General features: G+C 63.2%; 15 protein-coding genes and 2 pseudogenes. 7 read left to right on the forward strand and 10 right to left on the reverse strand.

Features of this window, described 5'->3' with window-relative positions; translation table 11 throughout:
* The first annotated feature begins 88 nt into the window (after positions 1-88).
* Together P9292_RS18290 and P9292_RS18295 are read left to right on the forward strand one after the other, a co-directional pair.
* Positions 89-883, forward strand: a pseudogene (locus P9292_RS18290) (sulfite exporter TauE/SafE family protein).
* Positions 884-1,141: 258 nt separating this feature from the next.
* Positions 1,142-2,839: an acid phosphatase gene (locus tag P9292_RS18295; protein WP_309960516.1), complete on the forward strand. Its 1,698-nt coding sequence runs from the start codon at positions 1,142-1,144 to the stop codon at positions 2,837-2,839.
* A 279-nt stretch (positions 2,840-3,118) separates the two neighbouring features.
* On the opposite strand, the gene P9292_RS18300 is transcribed toward P9292_RS18295, so the two are convergent.
* Positions 3,119-3,514: a RidA family protein gene (locus P9292_RS18300; RefSeq protein ID WP_244828295.1), complete on the reverse strand. Its 396-nt coding sequence runs from the start codon at positions 3,512-3,514 to the stop codon at positions 3,119-3,121.
* A 32-nt stretch (positions 3,515-3,546) separates the two neighbouring features.
* On the reverse strand, positions 3,547-4,446 hold the full coding sequence (locus P9292_RS18305; protein WP_250526663.1) for a LysR substrate-binding domain-containing protein: 900 nt from the start codon (positions 4,444-4,446) through the stop codon (positions 3,547-3,549).
* 150 nt (positions 4,447-4,596) lie between these two features.
* On the opposite strand from P9292_RS18305, the pseudogene P9292_RS18310 reads away from it, so the two are divergent.
* Positions 4,597-5,492, forward strand: a pseudogene (locus tag P9292_RS18310) (NAD-dependent epimerase/dehydratase family protein).
* A gap of 126 nt (positions 5,493-5,618) precedes the next feature.
* Here P9292_RS18310 and P9292_RS18315 read toward each other — a convergent pair.
* From P9292_RS18315 to P9292_RS18325, 3 genes are all read right to left on the reverse strand, one after another.
* The gene (locus tag P9292_RS18315) at positions 5,619-6,716 is read right to left on the reverse strand and encodes a malate/lactate/ureidoglycolate dehydrogenase (RefSeq protein WP_244828300.1); all 1,098 of its coding nucleotides are present in this window, start codon (positions 6,714-6,716) and stop codon (positions 5,619-5,621) included.
* A gap of 184 nt (positions 6,717-6,900) precedes the next feature.
* The gene (locus tag P9292_RS18320) at positions 6,901-8,370 is read right to left on the reverse strand and encodes a M20 family metallopeptidase (protein WP_309960519.1); all 1,470 of its coding nucleotides are present in this window, start codon (positions 8,368-8,370) and stop codon (positions 6,901-6,903) included.
* Positions 8,371-8,480: 110 nt separating this feature from the next.
* A complete protein-coding gene (locus P9292_RS18325) occupies positions 8,481-11,210 on the reverse strand; it encodes a penicillin acylase family protein (RefSeq protein ID WP_309960521.1) in 2,730 nt (909 codons plus the stop codon).
* 190 nt (positions 11,211-11,400) lie between these two features.
* Here P9292_RS18325 and P9292_RS18330 point away from each other — a divergent pair, with 190 nt between their 5' ends.
* Positions 11,401-11,571, forward strand: coding sequence for an oxidoreductase-like domain-containing protein (locus P9292_RS18330; protein WP_309960523.1), 171 nt, complete (start codon positions 11,401-11,403; stop codon positions 11,569-11,571).
* Positions 11,572-11,821: 250 nt separating this feature from the next.
* On the forward strand, positions 11,822-12,331 hold the full coding sequence (locus tag P9292_RS18335) for a DUF1993 family protein (RefSeq protein ID WP_250466872.1): 510 nt from the start codon (positions 11,822-11,824) through the stop codon (positions 12,329-12,331).
* Here the strand turns inward: P9292_RS18335 and P9292_RS18340 are convergent.
* From P9292_RS18340 to mprF, 3 genes are all read right to left on the reverse strand, one after another.
* On the reverse strand, positions 12,324-12,707 hold the full coding sequence (locus P9292_RS18340; protein ID WP_309960525.1) for a VOC family protein: 384 nt from the start codon (positions 12,705-12,707) through the stop codon (positions 12,324-12,326). The two genes, P9292_RS18335 and P9292_RS18340, sit on opposite strands and share 8 nt — an antisense overlap.
* A 227-nt stretch (positions 12,708-12,934) precedes the next feature.
* Positions 12,935-14,233, reverse strand: a complete 1,299-nt coding sequence (locus tag P9292_RS18345) for a virulence factor family protein (protein WP_409015173.1) — start codon at positions 14,231-14,233, stop codon at positions 12,935-12,937.
* Positions 14,230-16,827, reverse strand: coding sequence for a bifunctional lysylphosphatidylglycerol flippase/synthetase MprF (gene mprF / locus P9292_RS18350; protein ID WP_309960527.1), 2,598 nt, complete (start codon positions 16,825-16,827; stop codon positions 14,230-14,232). The genes P9292_RS18345 and mprF overlap by 4 nt, the downstream gene beginning before the upstream one ends.
* Before the next feature lie 499 nt (positions 16,828-17,326).
* Between mprF and P9292_RS18355 the strand changes: the two genes are divergently transcribed.
* Entirely contained in the window at positions 17,327-17,587 is a 261-nt protein-coding gene (locus P9292_RS18355; protein WP_250466865.1) for a hypothetical protein, read from the forward strand.
* Between the two features lie 15 nt (positions 17,588-17,602).
* Here the strand turns inward: P9292_RS18355 and P9292_RS18360 are convergent, their stop codons facing one another.
* Positions 17,603-18,091, reverse strand: coding sequence for a hypothetical protein (locus P9292_RS18360; protein ID WP_309960530.1), 489 nt, complete (start codon positions 18,089-18,091; stop codon positions 17,603-17,605).
* Positions 18,092-18,320: 229 nt separating this feature from the next.
* Positions 18,321-19,016, reverse strand: a complete 696-nt coding sequence (locus P9292_RS18365) for a response regulator transcription factor (protein ID WP_284503325.1) — start codon at positions 19,014-19,016, stop codon at positions 18,321-18,323.
* A gap of 194 nt (positions 19,017-19,210) precedes the next feature.
* Between P9292_RS18365 and P9292_RS18370 the strand changes: the two genes are divergently transcribed.
* Complete coding sequence (locus P9292_RS18370; protein WP_244828312.1) at positions 19,211-19,663, forward strand: histidine kinase; 453 nt, start codon at positions 19,211-19,213, stop codon at positions 19,661-19,663.
* Positions 19,664-19,736: the final 73 nt, after the last annotated feature.

A 19,736-nucleotide genomic window follows, 5' to 3' on the forward strand; every position in this document is an offset into this window, starting at 1 on the left:
CCGCCGCTCATGCGCAGCAATCGGGCCGCTCACCGGATATCATCGACGGTTTTTCGACCGGACCGGGCCTGACGGGTTCTCCGCATCCATGGCATTTCCGCATATCGACTTACTTTATTCTGCTTCGGGCCTCGGCGTCGGCTTTCTGGTCGGCCTCACGGGCGTGGGCGGCGGTTCACTGATGACGCCGCTGCTCGTGCTGCTCTTCGGGATTCATCCGGCAACGGCAGTCGGCACCGACCTGCTGTACGCCGCCGCGACCAAGACCGCCGGCACGCTCGTACACGGCCTCAAGGGCTCGGTGGACTGGCGCATCACTGGCCGGCTCGCCGCAGGCAGCGTGCCGGCCGCCGCCATCACGCTGTATTTCCTGCACCGGCACGGCATGACTTCACCCGACACCGGCCGCCTGATCCAGTTGATTCTCGGCGTCGCGCTGCTCATCACGGCCGTGTCGCTCGTGTTTCGGCCGCAGCTCGCGCGACTGGCCTACCGCAAAGGCCAGTGACGAGCCGAACGCCCTGCCCGCACAACCGCTCTGACCGTGCTGACGGGCGCCATCCTCGGCGTGCTCGTTTCGATCACGTCGGTCGGCGCGGGCGCGATCGGCGTGACGGTTCTGCTGCTGCTTTATCCGCGTCTCGCGACGGTACGCATCGTCGGTTCCGATGTGGCGCATGCGGTGCCGCTCACGCTCATTGCCGGCGCCGGGCACTGGATGCTCGGCTCGGTGGACTGGGCGCTCCTGCTTTCACTCCTGGTCGGCTCGATTCCCGGCATTGCCATTGGCAGCATGCTTTCCTCGAAAGCGCCCGAAACCGTGCTGCGTTACCTGCTTGCCGCGACGCTGATTCTGGTCGGAGCCAAACTCGTATTCAGTTGATGTTAGTCACGCGGCCCGGCGGTTTCCAGTCGGCCAAATGACATAGGCGGATACGCAGCCGTTCGCAATCCGCCTTATGCCGTTTGGCCGGGTTTCGCCAAGCGCGCCGATACGGCATCATGCGCTCTCAGTTGGGCCCGCGTCACCGCATTCTTCAGCGGAGAGCGGAAAAGCGTGCGCGCCCTTGGTGCGTGCGGCGTGAAAAGGCGTCGATGCACGGCGCGCGGTGCGTGCGACAAGACCACGAGGAGTCAGGCGATGAACGAGAACGACCATCCGCATCACGAGTTGTCTTCCCTTCCTGAAGCATCGGCGAACGACGCGCCTGTCGATCCGGCGCGGCGCCGCTTGCTCGCGGCCGGCGTCGGACTCGCCGGTTTATCGCTGGGCGGCTGCAATCTTTTCGAGCAGAAGCCTGCCACACCAAAAACAGCGGCTGATGTCGCGCTCGACCGCACGCTCACGGCGAACGTGCGGCAGATCGTCGTGATCTACGCGGAAAACCGCAGTTTCACGAATCTGTACGGGAATTTTCCGGGCGTGCAGTATCCGCTGTCGGCCGTGTCGGCGTCGCGCTTCACGCAGCTCGACCGCGATGGCGTCACGCCCATGCCCACCTTGCCGAAAATCTGGGGCGGGCTCGTGCCGCAGGCGCAGGAAGTGGATGGCACGCGCTACGCCATCACCGAGCAGCAGATTTCCGGCCTCAAGAACTCGCCCTTCCGGATCATGGACGCGAACGGCGCGCCGCTTCCCAATTCGGTCATTACACGCGACCTCGTGCATCGTTTCTATCAGAACCAGATGCAGATCAACGCGGGCCGCAATAACCAGTTCGCCGCGTGGGGCGACTCGGGTGGCCTCGTCATGGGCCATTACCAGAATTCGCCCGATACGCTCAGGCTCTGGGGCCTCGCGCAGCAATACACGCTATGCGACAACTTCTTCATGTCGGCATTCGGCGGCTCGTGGCTGAACCATATCTTCCTGATCTCGGCGCAAGCGCCCTTTTATCCCGATGTGCACAACACTCCGGCGGCGCGATTGCTCGCCGTCGTGGATGGCGACGATCCGACCACGCCGCGCCTGAAACTGGCGCCGGATTCGCCGAAATCCGCGCTCGAAGGGCCGCCCAAATTCGTTCGCGATGGCGCCCTCACCGCGGACGGCTACGCGGTCAACACGATGTTCCCGCCGTACCAGCCGAGCAACGTGCGTCCCGCGCCCGGCGGCGATAGCTTCACCGCCGATCCTTCGAATCCGCTCGTGCTGCCGCCGCAGACTTACGCGACCATCGGCGACCGGCTTTCGGCCAAGGGCGTCAACTGGGCGTGGTACAGCGGCGCGTGGCAGTACGCGCTCGATCATCGGGACACGGGTTCCGTGCCGGACTTCCAGTACCACCATCAGCCGTTCAACTACTTTCGCAATTTCGCGCCGGGCACGGCTGCACGCGCCCGGCATTTGCGCGATGCGGGTCTCGGCGACGATCCATCCACGAACAAGCTGCTCGCGGACATCGATGCCGGACGCCTGCCTTCCGTCACGTTCTACAAGCCGCAGGGCAATCTCAACATGCACGCGGGCTATGCGGATGTCGCTTCGGGCGACCGGCATATCGCCAATGTCATCGAGCATATTCAGCGCGGACCGCAATGGGCGAACACGGTGATCGTTGTCACGGTCGATGAAAACGGCGGGTGGTGGGATCACGTCTCGCCGCCCAAGGGCGATCGCTGGGGGCCGGGTTCGCGCATTCCGGCACTGGTGATTTCGCCGTACGCGAAAAAGGGATATGTCGATCACACGGTCTACGACACCAACTCGATTCTTCGCTTCATCTCGCGCGTGCACGATCTCGAACCGCTCGATGGCGTGGCGTCGCGGGATCGGGCGTTTGCGGCGAACGGGGAGAAGCCGCTCGGCGACTTGACGGGAGCGCTGGATTTGGCCTGACAACACTCGCGTGCCGACGGCCGGACGGAACTTCGCATCACGCGAGGGATTACGCGTCCGATCGAAGCCCTCCGGTATCCGACAAAATATCGGACTCGGCGTAAAGCGCGCGAGGCAGCGAGCCGCCGGGAACTGCGTTGCGCGACGCAAGCCGATGCGCCCGGAGCCGCTCTTGATTCAACAAAATGGCGTAACTCGCGCGGCGACGGCCGACTCGCATTTCAAAGATCACGCGCGAAAGTCAACACCCGTAAATCCGCGATGATCCCAAGCCCGAAATCATCGTCCGTCTTCCACCCACGCCCGCGCCGATATCTCGACCAAATATCCATAATGCAACGCGCCAACCGGCACGACGGCGCGCGCTGGCTTCCAGTCGCCGAAGAAGCGCGTGTAAATTTCGTTGAACGTCTTCCAGTGATCGACGCCAACGAGATACACCGTCACCTCGATGCAATCCTCGATGCGCGCGCCCGCCGCTTCCAGCACGGTCCGCAGATTGGCAAGCGTCTGCTCTGCCTGCTCCTCGAACGGCCTGTCCCCGGTATGCGTGCCGTCGGGGCGCATTGGCAACTGGCCCGAAACGCAGACGAGATTGCCCACGCGCGTTGCGTGGCTGTAGTGGCCGGCGGGAACCGGAAGTTCGGGTGCGTTGATGGTCTTGATCGTAGGCATGGTCATGGTCGAGTGATTATCAAAGCTTGATTTCAAAGCGTGAGCCTCGTCGCCAGGAAGTCGAGGAACGCACGCGAGCGCGCGGCCATCGATTCGGTCTGATAGAACACCGCGCTGATCGGTTGACGCACGTCTTCGAGCGCGTCGTCAAGTATCGGACGCAAACGGCCCGCGCGGATATCGGCGGCGGTCATGAATTCGGCGAGGCACGCAATGCCGCCGCCATCGAGCGTCAATTGCCGGATAGTCTCGCCGCTGGACGCCGATACCGCAGGCCGGATCGTCACGAACGGCGCGCCCGGAATATTGCCCGATGCGCGCAACGGCCAGTCATTGAGGCTTTCGGGTGCGGTGAAGCCGATCAGCCGCGCGCGCATGAGTTCATCGACATCACGCGGCTCGCCGTGTTCGGCAAGATAATCCGGACTCGCCAGAACACGCAGCCGGCTGCTGCCGAGCGAGCGCGCGTGCAAGGTCGAATCCTGCAGGACGCCGATGCGAATCGCGATATCGACGCGCTGCTCCATCAGATCGACGATGCGCTCGTTGCTCGTCAGTTCCAGCGTGATGTCTGGATAAAGCGCGGCGAACGCCTTCACGTGCGGCACGATGCAGTGAAGCACGAACGGCGACGCCGCATCCACACGCAGGCGCCCGGCCGGACGCTCGTGCCGGCGCGAGATCGCTTCCTCGGCGTCATCCATCGCGGCGAGAATGGCGCGAGCGCGCGTCAGAAACAGCTCGCCTTCCTCGGTGAGTTGAAGACGGCGCGTCGTGCGGCGCACGAGGGTCGTGTCGAGCTTCTTTTCCAGGCGCGTCAGCGTGCGGCTCACGCCGGATACGGTTTGCTGAAGCGTTTCGGCGGCGGCGGTCATCGAACCACTGTCTATGACGGTCACGAAAACCTGCAGTTCGTCGGTATTGGTCTTCATGCGGGCGCGATGCGGATCGATTGTTGATTTCAAGTCAAGTTTGATTTGAGACGAGCATCGTTTTTGCGAAAGTCGAAACGGGACATACTCTCTGCATCGGTTCAAACGAATTCCCGCAAATCGCACTGCATGGGACCACAGGAGCAAAACATGAAGATTTTCATCACAGGCGCAGGCGGCTTTATCGGCGGTTCGATCGCGGCGGGACTCGCGCGCGACGGTCACACGGTGCGCGGCTTGATCCGCCGAGCCGAGCAGAGCGACGCCTTGAAGCAGGCGGGTATCGAGCCCGTCGTCGGCAGTCTCGACGACGCCGCGCTTCTCACCGCCGAAGCCCGTTCTGCCGATGCAGTCATCAACGCGGCCAGCAGCGATCATCGCGGCGCGGTCGAAACCCTGATCGCCGCGCTCGAAGGCTCCGACAAACCGTTCCTGCATACGAGCGGATCGAGCATTGTCGGCGATGCGTCGGGCGGCGAAGCATCGGACAACATTTACACCGAAGAGAATCTGCCGGAACCGACCGCCGACAAGGCGCCGCGCGTGGCCATCGACAAGCTCGTGCTGGGCGCCGCCAAGCGTGGCGTGCGCTCTGCCGTGCTGTGCAACACGCTGATCTACGGTCACGGCGCCATTCCGAACACCGCAAGCGTGCAACTGCCGCGACTCGAACGTCAGGCGCAGAAGAGCGGCATCGTGCGTCATGTCGGACGCGGGCTGAACATCTGGTCGAACGTGCATATCGACGATGTCGTCGTCGCTTATCGACGCGCACTCGACAAGACGCCGCCGGCACGTTCTATTTCATCGAAAGCGGCGAGGCGCAATATCGCGACATGACCACCGCCATGGCGCGCGCGATGCAATTGCGCGGCCCCGAAGACTGGCCGCTCGAAGATGCCGTCAAGGAATGGGGTTATGAGATGGCCAACTACGGGCTTGGCTCGAACAGCCGCGTCAGAGGCAAGCGCGTGCGCTTCCTGCTGGGCTGGGAGCCGAAGCGGACCTCGGTCATTGACTGGATCGAGAAAGAAATGGTGCGGTGAATGGTGTCGCTTCGGCTCTGAAAGTCGCGCCGTTATTCCGCGACTGAGGCCAGAGGCAATCTGCCATCGAGCAAAACAAAGCGCGAAGGGCAAACTGGCTTGACCAATTTGCCCTTCGGTTTCACGTTACTTCAACGCGCCCGCGAACTTCTCGATTTCCGTCTCCGCCATCCCCGACTTCACAGCCGATTCGCGAATCTGCCGCCACGTAGTCGGGTCGACCGGCACGCCGTTCGAATTCCGCTCGGCGCGGCGCGCTTCCTCCGGTTCGCCAGGCGCGTGAATCGCATCGGTGCCAGCGGCTTTCGGCGAAGCCTTCATCCATTCGAGGAACGCTTCCGCTTCGGCCTCTGCGGCCGGGGCATCGAAGGCGTTCGGGTCGAGAATCACTGAAGTCATGCAATTGATGATCGCGCTCGACTTCTCCAGCGTGCTCTCATGCGTGGTATATCCGCCCGACAGCGCGCCGCCGAAAATCTCGCAGAGCGCGGCAAGCCCCGAGCCCTTGTGCAGACCGAATGCGGTCAGCGAACCGAACGGCTCTTCATGCATCACTTTCGGTTCGAGCGTCGGCACGCCTGCGTGGTCGAGCAGCATGCCCGGCGCGACCTGCACGCCCTTGTTGTAGGCCACGCGCGTCTTGCCGTAAGCAATGCCCGCCGTCGCGAAATCCAGCACCAGCGGCTTCTTGCCCTTACGCGGATACGCCGCGCAGAAAGGGTTCGTGCCGAAGCGCCGGTCGATACCACCAAACGGCGCCACCAGCGGATCGCCCGCTACGTTCACGAAGTGAAACGACACGAGCCCCGCCTTCGCGCATTGCTCCGCCCAGTGTCCGATCCGGCCGATGTGATGCGCGTTGCGCAAGCCGACCGCGCACACGCCGAACTTCTTCGCGCGCTCGATGCCGAATTCCATCGCCTCGTAGGCAACCACTTGACCGAAGCCCTTGCGACCATCGACGGTGATGACGGCGCCCGCATCGCGAACGATTTCAGCATGCGTGTTGAGCTTGAGTTGGCCATCCGCGAGGGAGGACGTATAGCGCGGAATCATGCCGACGCCATGCGAATCATGCCCCGAGAGATTCGACATCACAAGATGGTCCGCCACCAGTTCGGCCTCGCGCGGCGCGCTGCCGGCGCTTTCCCAGATGGCGCGCACATAGGCGTGAAGGGTATCGGCGGCGATGCGCAGTTCGGGGGATTTTTGGGTATCGTTCATCGCGATGTCTGTCTCCTGTATGTGAAGTGCATGGCCCGGCCGCAATGCCGCACGACGGGCGAGGGCCTATTACTTTACCCATGATCAACTGGCCTTACCAGTTCGTTTTGAAGAATTCGCTGAAAAGGCCCGAAAAAAAGCCCGCGCGAAGCGGGCGATTTCTGATTCCGGAAGACGCGTTGAATCAGGGCGCAGCAGCGATTACTTCCGCCACCGCCGCCGTCAGTTTCCTTGCGTAGGGAACGTGCAGGAATTCGTTCGGCCCGTGCGCGTTGGACTTCGGGCCGAGCACGCCGCACACCATGAACTGCGAGCGCGGAAAGCCTTCCTTCAACGTGTTCATGAGCGGAATGGTGCCGCCCTGCCCCATGTATGCGACATCCGCGCCAAAGTAGCGACGCGATGCATCGTTCAACGACGTCCCCAGCCAGGGCGCAAGCTCGGGCGCGCTCCAGCCAGTTGCCGCGCCGGCTTCAGCCTTGAACGTGACCTTGGCGTTGTAAGGCGGATCGAGTTCCAGCAGCGACTTCAACTGACCGACCGCTTCGGCGGCTTCGACAAGCGGCGGCAGACGCAGCGACAGCTTGAACGCGGTGCGCGGTGCGAGCACGTTGCCGGCGTCGGCGAGTGACGGCAGGCCTGCCGCTCCCGTGACCGTCAGCGACGGACGCCACGTCGAATTGATGAGCGCTTCTTGCGGGTCGGTAGTGGTCGGCAACACACTGCCGCCGTCCTGGCCACAACTCCACGGCAGTTTCTTCCAGACATCGTCGCCAAGAATGCGGGCGGTCGCTTCAGCCTCACGCAGACGTCGCGCGGGAATCGAGCAATGAAAGTCCTTCGGGAGCAGGTTGCCGGTGGCCGCGTCTTCGAGCCGCTCGAACAATTGCCGCATGATGCGAAAGGTCGATGGCGCGATGCCGCCGTAGCCGCCCGAATGCAGGCCTTCTTCGAGCACCTGGATTTCGAGGTCGCCCGAGACTAGACCGCGCAGCGAAGTCGTAAGCCACAACTGGTCGTAGTTGCCCGCGCCGGAGTCCAGGCAGATCACGAGGCCGACATCGCCCAGGCGTTCGCGGAGCGCGTCGATATACGGCAGCAAGTCGTAGCTGCCCGATTCCTCGCACGTCTCGATGATGCCGACGCAGCGCGGCCGCTCCACGCCTTGGGCGTCGAGCGCGGCGAGCGCCGTGATGCTGGCGTAGGTCGCGTAGCCGTCGTCCGCACCGCCCCGGCCGTAGAGCCGGCCGTCCTCGAACTTCGGCGTCCACGGGCCGAGATCATTGCGCCAGCCTTCGAATTCAGGCTGCTTGTCCAGGTGGCCATACAGCACGACGGTTTCGGTGCTGCCCGAACGCGTTGCGGGCGCTTCGAAGAAGATCACGGGCGTGCGTTCAGGCAGACGCACGATCTCGACTTTCAGGCCCGTGACGCGCTGCGCCTTCACCCAGTCCACCGCGTCCGTCACTACTCGTTCGATGAAACCGTTCCGCGCCCAGTCCGCGTCGAACATCGGGCTTTTCGCGGGCACCGCGATGTAGTCGGTCAGCGCGGGCACGATCTCATCGTTCCATTTCTGGTCGACGAAACGCTGCAGTTCCGTCGAATCGAGCCGTACCGCTTCTTCGTGTTGCGTATTGTCGCCGTTAGTCATGAGCGTGTGTCCAGGCGGGCAAAACCTTCATCATAGACGGGTTTCGCGGCCCTTTTGCGCCCATGCCTTTGATCGTGCGGCAATCATGCAATTTTTATCAATATGTATGATCAATAGCGCGTTCCCGTGATTACGGTGCGCGAAACGGCTGGATCGGCTTCGATCGCCTGATCGGTGAACGGAAAGCGCGCCCACTGTTTCGCCGAGAAAAGACGCGTGGCATCGGCCGAGTGCGGCGAAGCGGGATCGTCGGACTCGGAATGCGACAGCAGCGTGTCGGCCTCCACGCCGCCCGGGCCATCGGCCGCGAACGAGACGACTTGTACGTAGCTGTCGCCCTGACCGTTCGCGTCCATCGGATACCCCTTCGCGTCCAGCGGACGCCGCGCGCATACCACCGTAAAGTAGCCCGCTTCGTCGCAACCGCCGTAGAGCGGCACGCGTTCGCCCGCGCGCGTGGTATACAAAATGTCGCCGCGCCGCGAATCGAGCGCGAAACCGTTCAGCCGGAGCGCGAGCGCCGCGCCGCCGAGCGCCTGTCGCAGATCCTGCACGACGGCGGGATTGTCGATGTTGAAGCCGCTCGGCGTATCGAGCGGCTTGTCGGGGCTGAAGGGCGTCGCGTAGAGGCGCTCGGGCGCGAGGCGCGTCACGCGTTGCCAGAACTCGTCCCAGAGGTTCGCGCCGCGTGCATCGATATCCGATGAACCGTTCCAGCTGCGCAGCACTTCGCATGCATCATGCAAAGCGTATTGCGCGTCGTTGCCGTTGCACACGGCATCGAGCAGCGGTTGGCGATACAGTCTCTCCGACATCGAGCCGGTAGCCAGCACCGCGGTTTCCAGCGCGTCTCGCGTGATGCCGCCCGGCTCGCGCTGCAGCCGCGCCGCGAGCAGATGGCCGTAACGCGTGCGCAGCGACTGCTCGTAACGCGTCGCTCCGGCCACGCGCGCAAGGCCCGTGAGCGGCGCGTTCGCGTTGGTGAGCCAGTAGCTGTCGTTGAAGTTGCCGACGTAATCGCCGCGCACGACGCTCGCCATTTGCGCGACCGGCAGCGCGCCCTGCTGCACGCTCGATCCATCCGCGCGCCACGCGCAGGCGCTCTTCGAACCGTCGAGGAACGGCACGCCCGGCATACGGCTCGCGAGCGCGCGGCCGGCGGGCGGCGTGCATGCATCGGCGAGCGCGTCGGGCACGTCGGGGATCGCGCCGATGTCGGCGAACCAGACGCGCGCGTCGTTGCGGCCGATCGCGAGCGTGTTGGCCCACGGCATCGCCGCATAGCGCTTCTGGATCGCCATGAAATCCTCGAGCGAGCGCGCCTGGTTCCAAGCAAAGAAGTTCTGGAAGGCGCGCGCGTTGTCGGCGTTGACATCGGCGAGCGCATAGGCCCGCTGCGTGTTCCATCCAAGTGCCGGCGAAAGCGCGGACAGGTCCATCACCGGACCGAAGCGCGTTCGATACAGCGTGCGCGTGACGGATTCGATCGTGCCATCGGCGCGAAGCGCGCGGACGGTGAGCGGCACGGGCGTCATCGGCTGGCTTCGACCATCGAACATGTAATGCGTGGAATCGGCGGGATCGAGCGTCAACTGGAAGATGCCGAAGCGGCGCGCGCTCGATACGGTATGCGTCCACGCGATGTTCTCGTTGAAGCCGAGCACGATGAGCGGCACGCCGAGAAACGACACGCCGGCCACATTCACGCGTCCGGGGATGGTCAGTTGCGCCTGATAGAAGCGGTCCGGGCCGCGCCAGAACCAGTGCGGATTGCCGAAGAGGATGCTGCGTTGGTCGCTCGTTACCGGCGCGCCGAATGCGAGTGCATTGCTGCCGATGCCGGGGTTTTCGCCGATGGGATAGCGCAGGGCATCGAGCGCGTTGTTGGCGTGGAACGGAGTGCCGAATGCGGGTGCTTGAGTGCCAATGCCGGGATTGTCACCGGCGGAATAGCCCGAAAAATCGTGCGATTTTGTGGCATGAAGCGGAGTGCCGGATGCTGCGTCATTGCTCATGCCTGGACCTTCGCCGCCGAGATAGCGCGGCAATATTCGCGAACTGGCGGCAGCAAGCAGAGCGCCCTTGTTCACCGGAGATGGCGTTAGCGCGATTCGCCCGCCGCTTTCATCCAGCGGACCAGCCGATGTACTGCTTGTCGCCGGCGCCGCGTCCGGCGCTGTCTCCCCGCGCGGCGTCGCCCCCGGCTTCGGGGGTTGCGCCGCCGTAATCGCCTGCACGAAGCGCGTCGATCCGCCCGCGAGATTCGCCGCGATCAGCCGACGGTAAATATCGTCCGATGTGATTTTGTCGACCCACAGCTTGCCTTTGCATGCAGCATGCAACTTCGGAAAATTGCCCGCGTTCAAATCGGCGAGATAGCGGTTGTAACCGGAAGCGAAGCCATCGATCAGATCGCGCAGGTCGACGGCTTGCGCCGCGCGATAGCGTTCGACGGCGGCCTGATCGATAACCATGCGGAAGAAGAAATCGGCATCGAGGTTGCGCGGCTGACCGAACGTCGACATCGCTGGCGGACGCGCATCCGCGCCGAACGAGGCCGAGCGCTCGCCGCGATAGGTGACGAAGGCATCGGCGAGCGTGCACAGGTTGTCTTCGGCTTGCGCATAGCCGAAACCGAAGCCGAGACTGCCCCAATCCGCCGCGCGTACGTGCGGGATGCCTGACTCCGTGCGGCGGATCTCCGCGCTATACGCTGTGTTTCCGGCTTGCGTCGATTGCGCGGTTTGCGCTCGCCCCGCATCGGACTGAGGCGCGCTGCACGCGGCCAGCAACACGCTTAGGAGCGCACCAGAAATCGCATGCCTGACGGTCTGGTTCATCGGGAGAATCCTGTGTCCGATCGACGCGGTTTTTAGAATGCCTCGCGCGAAAGTATCGCATTCGGCGTTCGCAGGCCGCCGCCAAAATTTAGACGACCGTGCGCTCCTGGGTGACGAAGCATCTTGCATGCGGCATGTTGCATGCAACATGCAATGCACAATGACCCGGTGAGATTCCCCACAGCGAGAGATGCCCCCCTACCGACGACCCGCGCCCTGCGCCCCCGAACGTCCATTGCCGGAAGACTGCTGCCAAAGCGGCTGCCATCCTTGCGTGTTCGATCTTTATGAAGAAGCGCTGGAGCGTTACGAAGAACGACTTCGGGAGTGGAACGCAAGACAGGGTGAGGCGTCTGGGTGAGAAGGCGGTTCTGGCGGCGTGGCAGGCCGAATCGCCGTTCATGGAAAGCGTCGTAACCAGCCGTTCGAGCTTTCATGTCCGCAACACGACGGACCAAGCCGGCTCGCCGATTCACTTCAGCAGCCCGCACCTCACAGCGCTATGCTTATGCCCCGCCGACATACTCGGCGCGGCGGCCATGATTGAGGCAACTCGAAAACGCCTACCCTAGCCCCACCCGCATCACAAACCAAAAAAGGAGCGCTCTCCCATGTCACTCTCGATGTATCGCGCGTCGATTCCCGTGTTCATTCGCGGACTCGAAGTCTGCGCCAGCCTGCTGGAAAAAGGCGCCGCCTTCGCCGATGAAAAAGGCCTCACCCACGCCGATGTAATCAACGCGCGTCTCGCCCCCGACATGCTGCCGCTCGCCGCGCAGATTCAGCGTGCAAGCGATACGGCCAAGCTTTCCGCCGCGCGTCTTTCAGGCGCGGAAGCTCCGCGTTTCGAAGACAACGAAGACAGCTTTGCCGCTTTGCAAGAGCGCATCGCGAAGACCATCGTGTTTCTGAAGAGCATCCAGCAAGAGACACTGGCCGACAGCGAAACGCGCACCGTCACGATGAAGTTTCCCAACTTCGAACCATCGTTTTCAGGCGTCGATTATCTCTTCGGCTTCGGCCTGCCGAATTTCTACTTCCATGTCGTGACGACGCACGACATCCTGCGTCACCTCGGCGCGCCTATCGGCAAGCTGGACTATCTCGGTCCGCTCAAATGAGTTCGGAAATCTCGATCAGGTTGTAGTCCGGATCGCGCACATAGACCGAGCGCAATTTTTGCGTCGCGCCGGTTCGTTCGACCGGACCTTCGATGATCGGCACGTTCATCTGCGCGAGCCGTTCGATCACCCGGTCGAGCGGCACGGCGGCGATGAAGCACAGATCGAGCGCGCCCGGCACCGGCAGATGCGCCTTCGGTTCGAATTCGGAACCGCGCACGTGCAGATTGATTTTCTGATTGCCGAAGTGAAACGCGAGACGGTCCGCGCCGAAGCTTTCGAGCTTCATCTGCAGCACATCGACATAAAAGCGTTTGGTCGCCTCCACGTCGACACAGGTGAGGACGAGATGGTCGAGATGATCGATGAGAGACATGCCGGACTCCGCGTGTAGGGTCCGGTCATGGTAGACGATGACGCTGACTCGTGAACGACGACGCTCGGGAAACTGGCGCTTGCCTTGCGCCCTGACTCTCGAACCGCACCAACGAGCGAACTCGAACGAAGCGCCCGCATTAATCAAGAGCGCAGCCCGCAAACGCAAAAAAGCCGAAACGCGACCCATCGCGCTTCGGCTTTTCAAACCAAACTCGAACGACCCGCCTACCGCGAAGCCGTCTGCGCCTGCTCCCCTCGCGCCGCGATCTGCTTACGCCATCCCGCGAGAATGCGCCGCGCCAAGGCATCGTAGTCGCCGCCGAAATGATGATCGCCTGGCAGCTTCACCACCTCGATCCCCGTCTTCGTCAGCGACGGACACAGCGTATCTTCCTCCTTCTCGCCGTAGATACACTGCACGAGCGCCGGCGGCAGCTTGTTGAGTTCGGGCCGTACCTTGAGCGCCTTATCGCTTGCCGGCATGCCGAGCCAACCCGTCACGCGAATCTGAAAATCCGCCGACGGCGAAAAACCCATCAGCGAGACATACGAAACCTGATCGCGTACGTCGTCCGGCAAACGGTTGTAGGCAAACGGCATGACGTCCGCGCCGAACGAATAGCCAACCAGCGCCACATGGCTCGTATGCCAGCGCGCGTTGTAAGTGCGAACCACGCGCGCGATATCTGCCGCCGTTTGCTGCGGCGACTTCTCGCTCCAGAAATAGCGCAGCGAATCGATGCCGATCACCGACACGCCATCGCGCTGTAGCGCAAGCGCCATCGTCTTGTCGAGATCGCGCCAGCCGCCATCGCCGGAAATGACGATGGCGAGCAGATCCGTCGGCTGCGCGGCGCGCAACTCGATCAGCGGCAGATCGGACACGTCATGCTCGCCCGCGACTTCCGCCTTCTTCAGATGCGGCGCCGCCATCGCGACGATCGCATCGGATTTGCCGCGGCCCGGCCGCACCGCATCGCGCGCCATGAAGCCCGGCAAACCCTTCGCGTGGATGATGGTCGGGTCGGGCGGACACGGATTGAAGCGCGCGTCGAGTTGAGTATCCGGCGCAAGCGATATCGCGCCCGCAACCGTATTGTCCGGCGCCTGCTTGAGCGCCTGCTCGGCGAGAATCGCGCCTTGGCCCGTGCCCGCGAAAATAGGCGAGTAATAGTGGCTCGCCTGCACCGTGCGTTCGAGTTGATGGCTCATGCTCTCGGCGTCGCCGACGAGGTTATGGCACTTCTCTTTTTCCGCGGTCAGGCGGGCGGCGTAGCGCGGCGTATCGACGCCGACGACCATCGCGCCTTTCGCGGCGAGCGCATCGGCGGCTTGCTGATCGCTCGCATTCCAGCCGCTTTTCTCGGAAAACAAGACGACGAAGCCGGTCATGTCGCCCGAAGGCTTGGTGAGCGTGACCTGGCCATAAGTGCCACCCGAAATCGTGGATGCCGCGTGAGCCGCGCCCAGCAGCGACATGCCGGCAAGCGCCGCCGCAATCAGTTTCTTGCTATTCAAAATCATGAACGCCAGCCTCCCGCCAGAAGCGAGAGGTCCGCCAAAGTGAAAAATACGCCAACCGAACCGGACGCCGCGAGGTAACGCGGTTCCCAGCGCGGCTGGAACTTGCTTTTGAATCCGCGCAGACCGCGGAAGTTGTAGAAGCGCCCGCCGAAACGCCACACAAGGCCCGCCAGCCGATGCCAGTGCGATGCCAGCGGCGTCGGCTCCATCCCCGACAGCGGCGCGATACCGAGCGACAGCGACTTGAAGCCCGCTTCCTTCAAATGCAGCGCGAGCTTGGTGAAGAGATATTCCATCGCGTACGGCGAAGCCTCGGCGACATGGCGCATCACGCCGACGGTCGCTTCGGTGTTCATGTCCGTCGTCATGAAGGTGACGAAGGCGACCGGCGCGCCCTGCTGACGCACGAGCAACACGGACTGCGCCGCCAGATAATCCTCGTTGAACGCCGCCACCGAGAAGCTTTTTTCGCGCGCGGAACGGCTGTCGAGCCAGTCGTCGGAGATGGTGCGCAGCATCGGCATGCATTCGGCGACACGCGACGGATCGATCACTTCGGTATCGAAGCCATCACGTTCGCCGCGCTTCAACGCATAACGCAGATGCGACCGATGCGAGCCCTTCAGATCGAATTCCGACAACGCGACGTGCGCTTCCTCGCCGAGCTTCATCAGCGTGAGGCCGGCGTTGAGATAGAGCGGCAAGGCATCGGCGCGCACCTGGTAGAACGCCGCGCGGCCGTTGTGCGAATGCGCGAGCGCGACGAATTGACGGATCAACGCGGCCCACTCGTGGCGCGGCCCGACCGGGTCGTGCAGCGCAGCCCACGTGCGGCCATGTTTCGCATACATCAGGAAAGCCTGGCGCGACTCGGAGAAGAGAAAGCTCTTGTCGCCCATCATCGCGAGACCGGCGTCGCTGCGCTCCTGCGCGCGGAAGATGCGCGCGGCATCGGCGAGATCTTGCGGCGCGGGCTTCTCGAAACGGCCTGCCGCCGGACGCAGCAGTTGCCACACCGCGAACGCCGACGCGAACACGCCCGCCGCGAGCGTTGCACGCAAGGCGCGAGGCGCGCGGTCGTCGAAAGCGAACTGCCACCAGAGATCGGTGTTGTAGGCGACGTCGCGGAAAGCGAAGAACATGATCCACACGGCAACCGCGATCACCATGCCGATAGAAAACAGCCAAGTCGCCGTGAAGCGCTCGGCGAACAGCGACGAGCGGCGGTTGAACCGCTCGCGTGTCGCGACGAGCAGGAGGATCAGGACCGCGAGCACGCCTGCCTCGACGAACGCGAGACCCTTCGCGAGGGACAGCGCCAGATTCGCCACCGCGAGCATGAGCGCGAGCCACCACGCCGCATCGAGACGGCGCATCAGGCCGCGCGCGACGAACAACAGGAGCACGCCGAGCACGCTGCCGAGCAGCTGCGAGCTCTCCAGCACCCACAGCGGCAGCACGGTCTGCAAGAACGCGATGCGGATCTTGAAAGCGGGCGTGGCGCCGGAGATGACGAGCATGGAGCCAGCCGCGAAGGTCACGATCGACAGAAACAGCGGCGCGAGTTGCGAAACGCGGCTCGGACGCAGGAAGCCGAAGCGGCCCTTGAGCGCGCGGCCTTCGAACGCGGTCATCACACCGGCGGAGAGGATCAGCGGCAGGCCGAAGTAGATCGCACGATACGCGAGCAACGCGGCGAGCACGTCCGGCGTCCGGGCGCTGCTGCCGAGCGCGAAAACCATCGCGGCTTCGAATACGCCCACGCCGCCCGGCGTATGACCGATCATGCCGAGCAACATGGCCGCCGAAAACACCGTCATGAATTCGCCGAAGCCGACCTGCGCGCCCGGCAACAGCGCCCACAGTGCGAGACCGGCGCCGAACACATCGACGACGGCAAGCGCCGTTTGCGCCAAGAAATCGCGGCGCGACGGCACCGTGAACGCGAGCCACTTCCAGCGCGACTGCAAGGTGCGCGGCGCGCGGCCGCAAAAGACGAGCATCGCGACGAACACGGCGAGCAGCGCGGCGCCGATGATCTGCAGGATCGTCGGCGAAAGATGCATCATGCCGGCAAGCGTGCCCGCCGAGAACAGCATGCCGGCCGCAGCCATGAAGGCGAGCGACAAAGCGAGCGTGACGCCCGTGAAGACCGAAAGGCGGCCAACCTGAGCCGGCGTGACATCGGCCGCACCGTACACGCGGCAGCGCACGGCGCCACCCGTCAGCGCGCCGAAGCCGGTCACGTTGCCGAGCGCCGATCCCACCGTCGCGCCGACCCACAGAAGCGAACGCGGCACGCTCACGCCAATGTGCCGCAAACCGACGGCGTCGCGTCCCACGAGCGCGGCGAAACTGAGCGCGGTCGCGCAAAGCGCCGCGAGCCACGCCTGCGGCGTCGTCGCTCGCAGCGCGTGCATCACCGACTGATAATTGACCGCGCGCGAAAGATGCTCGAAGACCACGAGCAGCAACACGCCGACGATTACCGTGAGCGCAGGCGCGGCGAGCCGCTGAGGATCGGAAACGATGCCGCTGAAACGAGCGGGCATCGACGTGGCGCGAAGCCGGGAGAACAACTTTCTGCGAGACATGCGTTCTTTGGAACTTGCCCGCGCTCGCGTGGGCAGGAATACTGCCCGGCGCGAGCGCTGATCATCGTTATCGGGAACCACGCAACCTTGCGCGGTCGCAGCGCTCGTTCGGCTCGTCTACACTTGCCGCCCGTGCTCGCGCCATACAAAAGGCTTCAGAGCGAGAAACGCCTGTATAACGGCGACGGTTGACCCAACTTGACTAATATTGGGACAACCACGGGTAAGAACGTGGAAATCGTGAGCTGGAGCGGTTTTGCAAGCGGCCGACCATGCTCGAATAGCAAGAACTGGCGGGTTTACGGTTCGTCAGCCTTGCGGTTACGATCGACGGCCACCGCATCGGCACGCCAGTTTCGGCGCACGGGGCGCAGATTAAGCGGATACTGCAGAGAAAGTCATCGGAATTATGAGAAAAATTGTCACAACCTGTGCAGCAACGTGTTTTGCCCTCGTCCTCGCATCCTGCGCAAGCACGGACGACGCCCTCATTAAGACCGTGCCGATCGGTTCTGGCACCTCGCAGCGCGCGCCCTACGACTTCGTGGAATGCGCCAAGGCCAGGTGGATGCCGATTGGCGGGCGCGTACGCGAATACTCGCTGAGCGCGGATACCGAAGCGGTTTCGGTGGCGGGAAAAGGCGGTGCATCGACGGTGCTGGCCGTCGCGCAACAATCCGCGGGCGGCACCGGCTACACGATTTACGGGGATATCGCGGTCGCGAGCCGCTATGTGACTGCGGCCCACCTTTGCGACTAAGCAACTAGAAGGCGTTCAAGACGGCTTGCCGTCGCGCAGATTCAAGCCTGCGAGGTGCGTGCCGACGATGCGTCCAATCAGATAACCATCCGACGCGCACGCGTTAGTACGCTCCTTGCCGTCCCACTGGATCTTGTACTGGTCGTCCTGCGAGTGCACGGCGGATGCATCGAATTTGCGCTTGTCGACGCGGCCACCGCTGCGCGCCGCCTCAGCGATGAGCCGATTCCAGGTGAGCGCGTAGCCGTAGCGCACGCCGTCGGCGAAAGCGTCGGTATCGCAGACTTGCGAGGGCGGCGTGGTCTTCACGGTCGTGTGGAACCCGCTCGTGCCGCCGATCACGATACGCTGCTCGCCCGGCGGGGACGGTGCCACGGGCTTGGCGGCAGCACGCGCCGCCTGTGCTGCCTGAGCCGCGGACGCGGCAGATGCCGCGGCGGCCGCATCGGCATCGGCCTGTTGCGGAAGGGGCGCGCAAGCGCCAAGTGCCAAGGCCAGCGCCATCGCTACCGCGTAAGCTGCGCCGCCGCGCCGGAGTGTGCTGAATCTCGAACCGCTATTCACCTGCAGATTCCCGTCTTGAAATAAACGGGCTCTACCTTAACACCGTCGTCGGATTCGTCCGAATTTTGAGAAATGGGGACGCGGCGCTTTTGCGACGGATTTTCCCAAACCCAAACGACGACGCGGACGCCCTCTCAGTGCGCCCGCGCAGTATTGGCAGAGAACCGCCTCAGGAAGCCGACGACGTATTGCTCATCGGCATCTCGATTCCTCGCCGCGCCATTTCCACGATGAGGAACGTGCGCCGCGTGACGTGAAAGCGCGCCAGCAAGTCGCTGGAATACTCTTTCGCCGTGTTTTCGCTGATATTCATCTTCCGCGCAATCGCCTTATTCGATAGGCCCTGCAGTAAATACCGCAAGGTTTCGGTAAGTCGTGGCGGCAAGTCCAGCGATTCGACGGTAATCCCAGCGTGAGGCGTGACCGGACGCGGACTATGACCGCCCTTGCCGAGTACCGTGTTCGGCAGATAGACGCGGCCGTTCAGGATAGTCTTGAGCGCCTCGCGGAACACGCCCGCGCCCTGTTCGCTACCCTTGGAAATGAATCCGCACGCGCCGTTCTTGATGCACTCGAGCACCGTATCGCGGTCGTCCTGGGCTGAAAGCATGACCGTCTGAATTTCGCGATCTTCCTCGCGGATCCAGTTGAGCAAATCCATACCCGTGGTCTGACCGCGCAAGTGGTAGTCGAGAAACATCAGGTCATACGAGTTGGCCGACAACTTGGCCTTAGCCTGCTCGAAACCGTCCGCTTCGTCGATTTCAAGCAAAGGCTCGTTCGCCAGGATGAGACTTTTCATCGCGCTCCTGGTCAGCCCTTCGTCCTCTACCAGCAATACATTTTTGAAATAACCGTTTTCCATTGCAAAGCTCCGAGAACGGTTCCGATATTACGCGTTCGCTGATTGACTTCCACCCTCCCTTCGCAGGGATACATTCGGCAGTCTCCCAAAATCCCCTGAACCCCTACCCGTGCCGGGTGTTGGACAAAGCACGGCCGGTCAAAAATGCTCGGCATCGAATCAACCAAGAGATCAACCAAGACCGGGAGGATGAGATGTCAAGCAGTCAAGCCAACAACGAACGGGAGTTCGCGTTGTGGCGAATGAAGCGGGCTCACACGGGCGATGCGCCTCGGCGCGTGCTGGTGGCTCATAAGGATAAATCGATCGGTGAATCGCTCGCCGTACAGCTTCGCCTGAAGGGCCTGCAGGTCATTCTGTCGCAGGATCTCAAGTCGGTGCGCGCGCTCGTGAATAGCTGGAAGCCGCAGGCGCTCATCGTCGATACGAGTCTGGACAGTGAGTCCGGCTACGTCTTTATCCGCACGCTGCGCATGGACGTCGATGTCACCGGGCGGCTGCTCGTCGCCCTCAGCAACGTTTTACCCGCCGATCCGGTGCAGACGCTGAAGGAAGCCGGCTTCGACGCGCATTGCCGCAGACCGTGTTCGACGTGGCGCATCGTCGAAATGGTCGAGGCATTTTTCTCCGCGCCGGCCACACGCTGACGCTCGAAACGGGAGGTGCCGCATGAACAGGGATGCTTGCCTTTTAGCCGGGGGCATGTTGCCGGCCAATGCA

The organism is Caballeronia sp. LZ001 (assembly GCF_031450875.1).
Classification (GTDB): Bacteria; Pseudomonadota; Gammaproteobacteria; order Burkholderiales; family Burkholderiaceae; genus Caballeronia.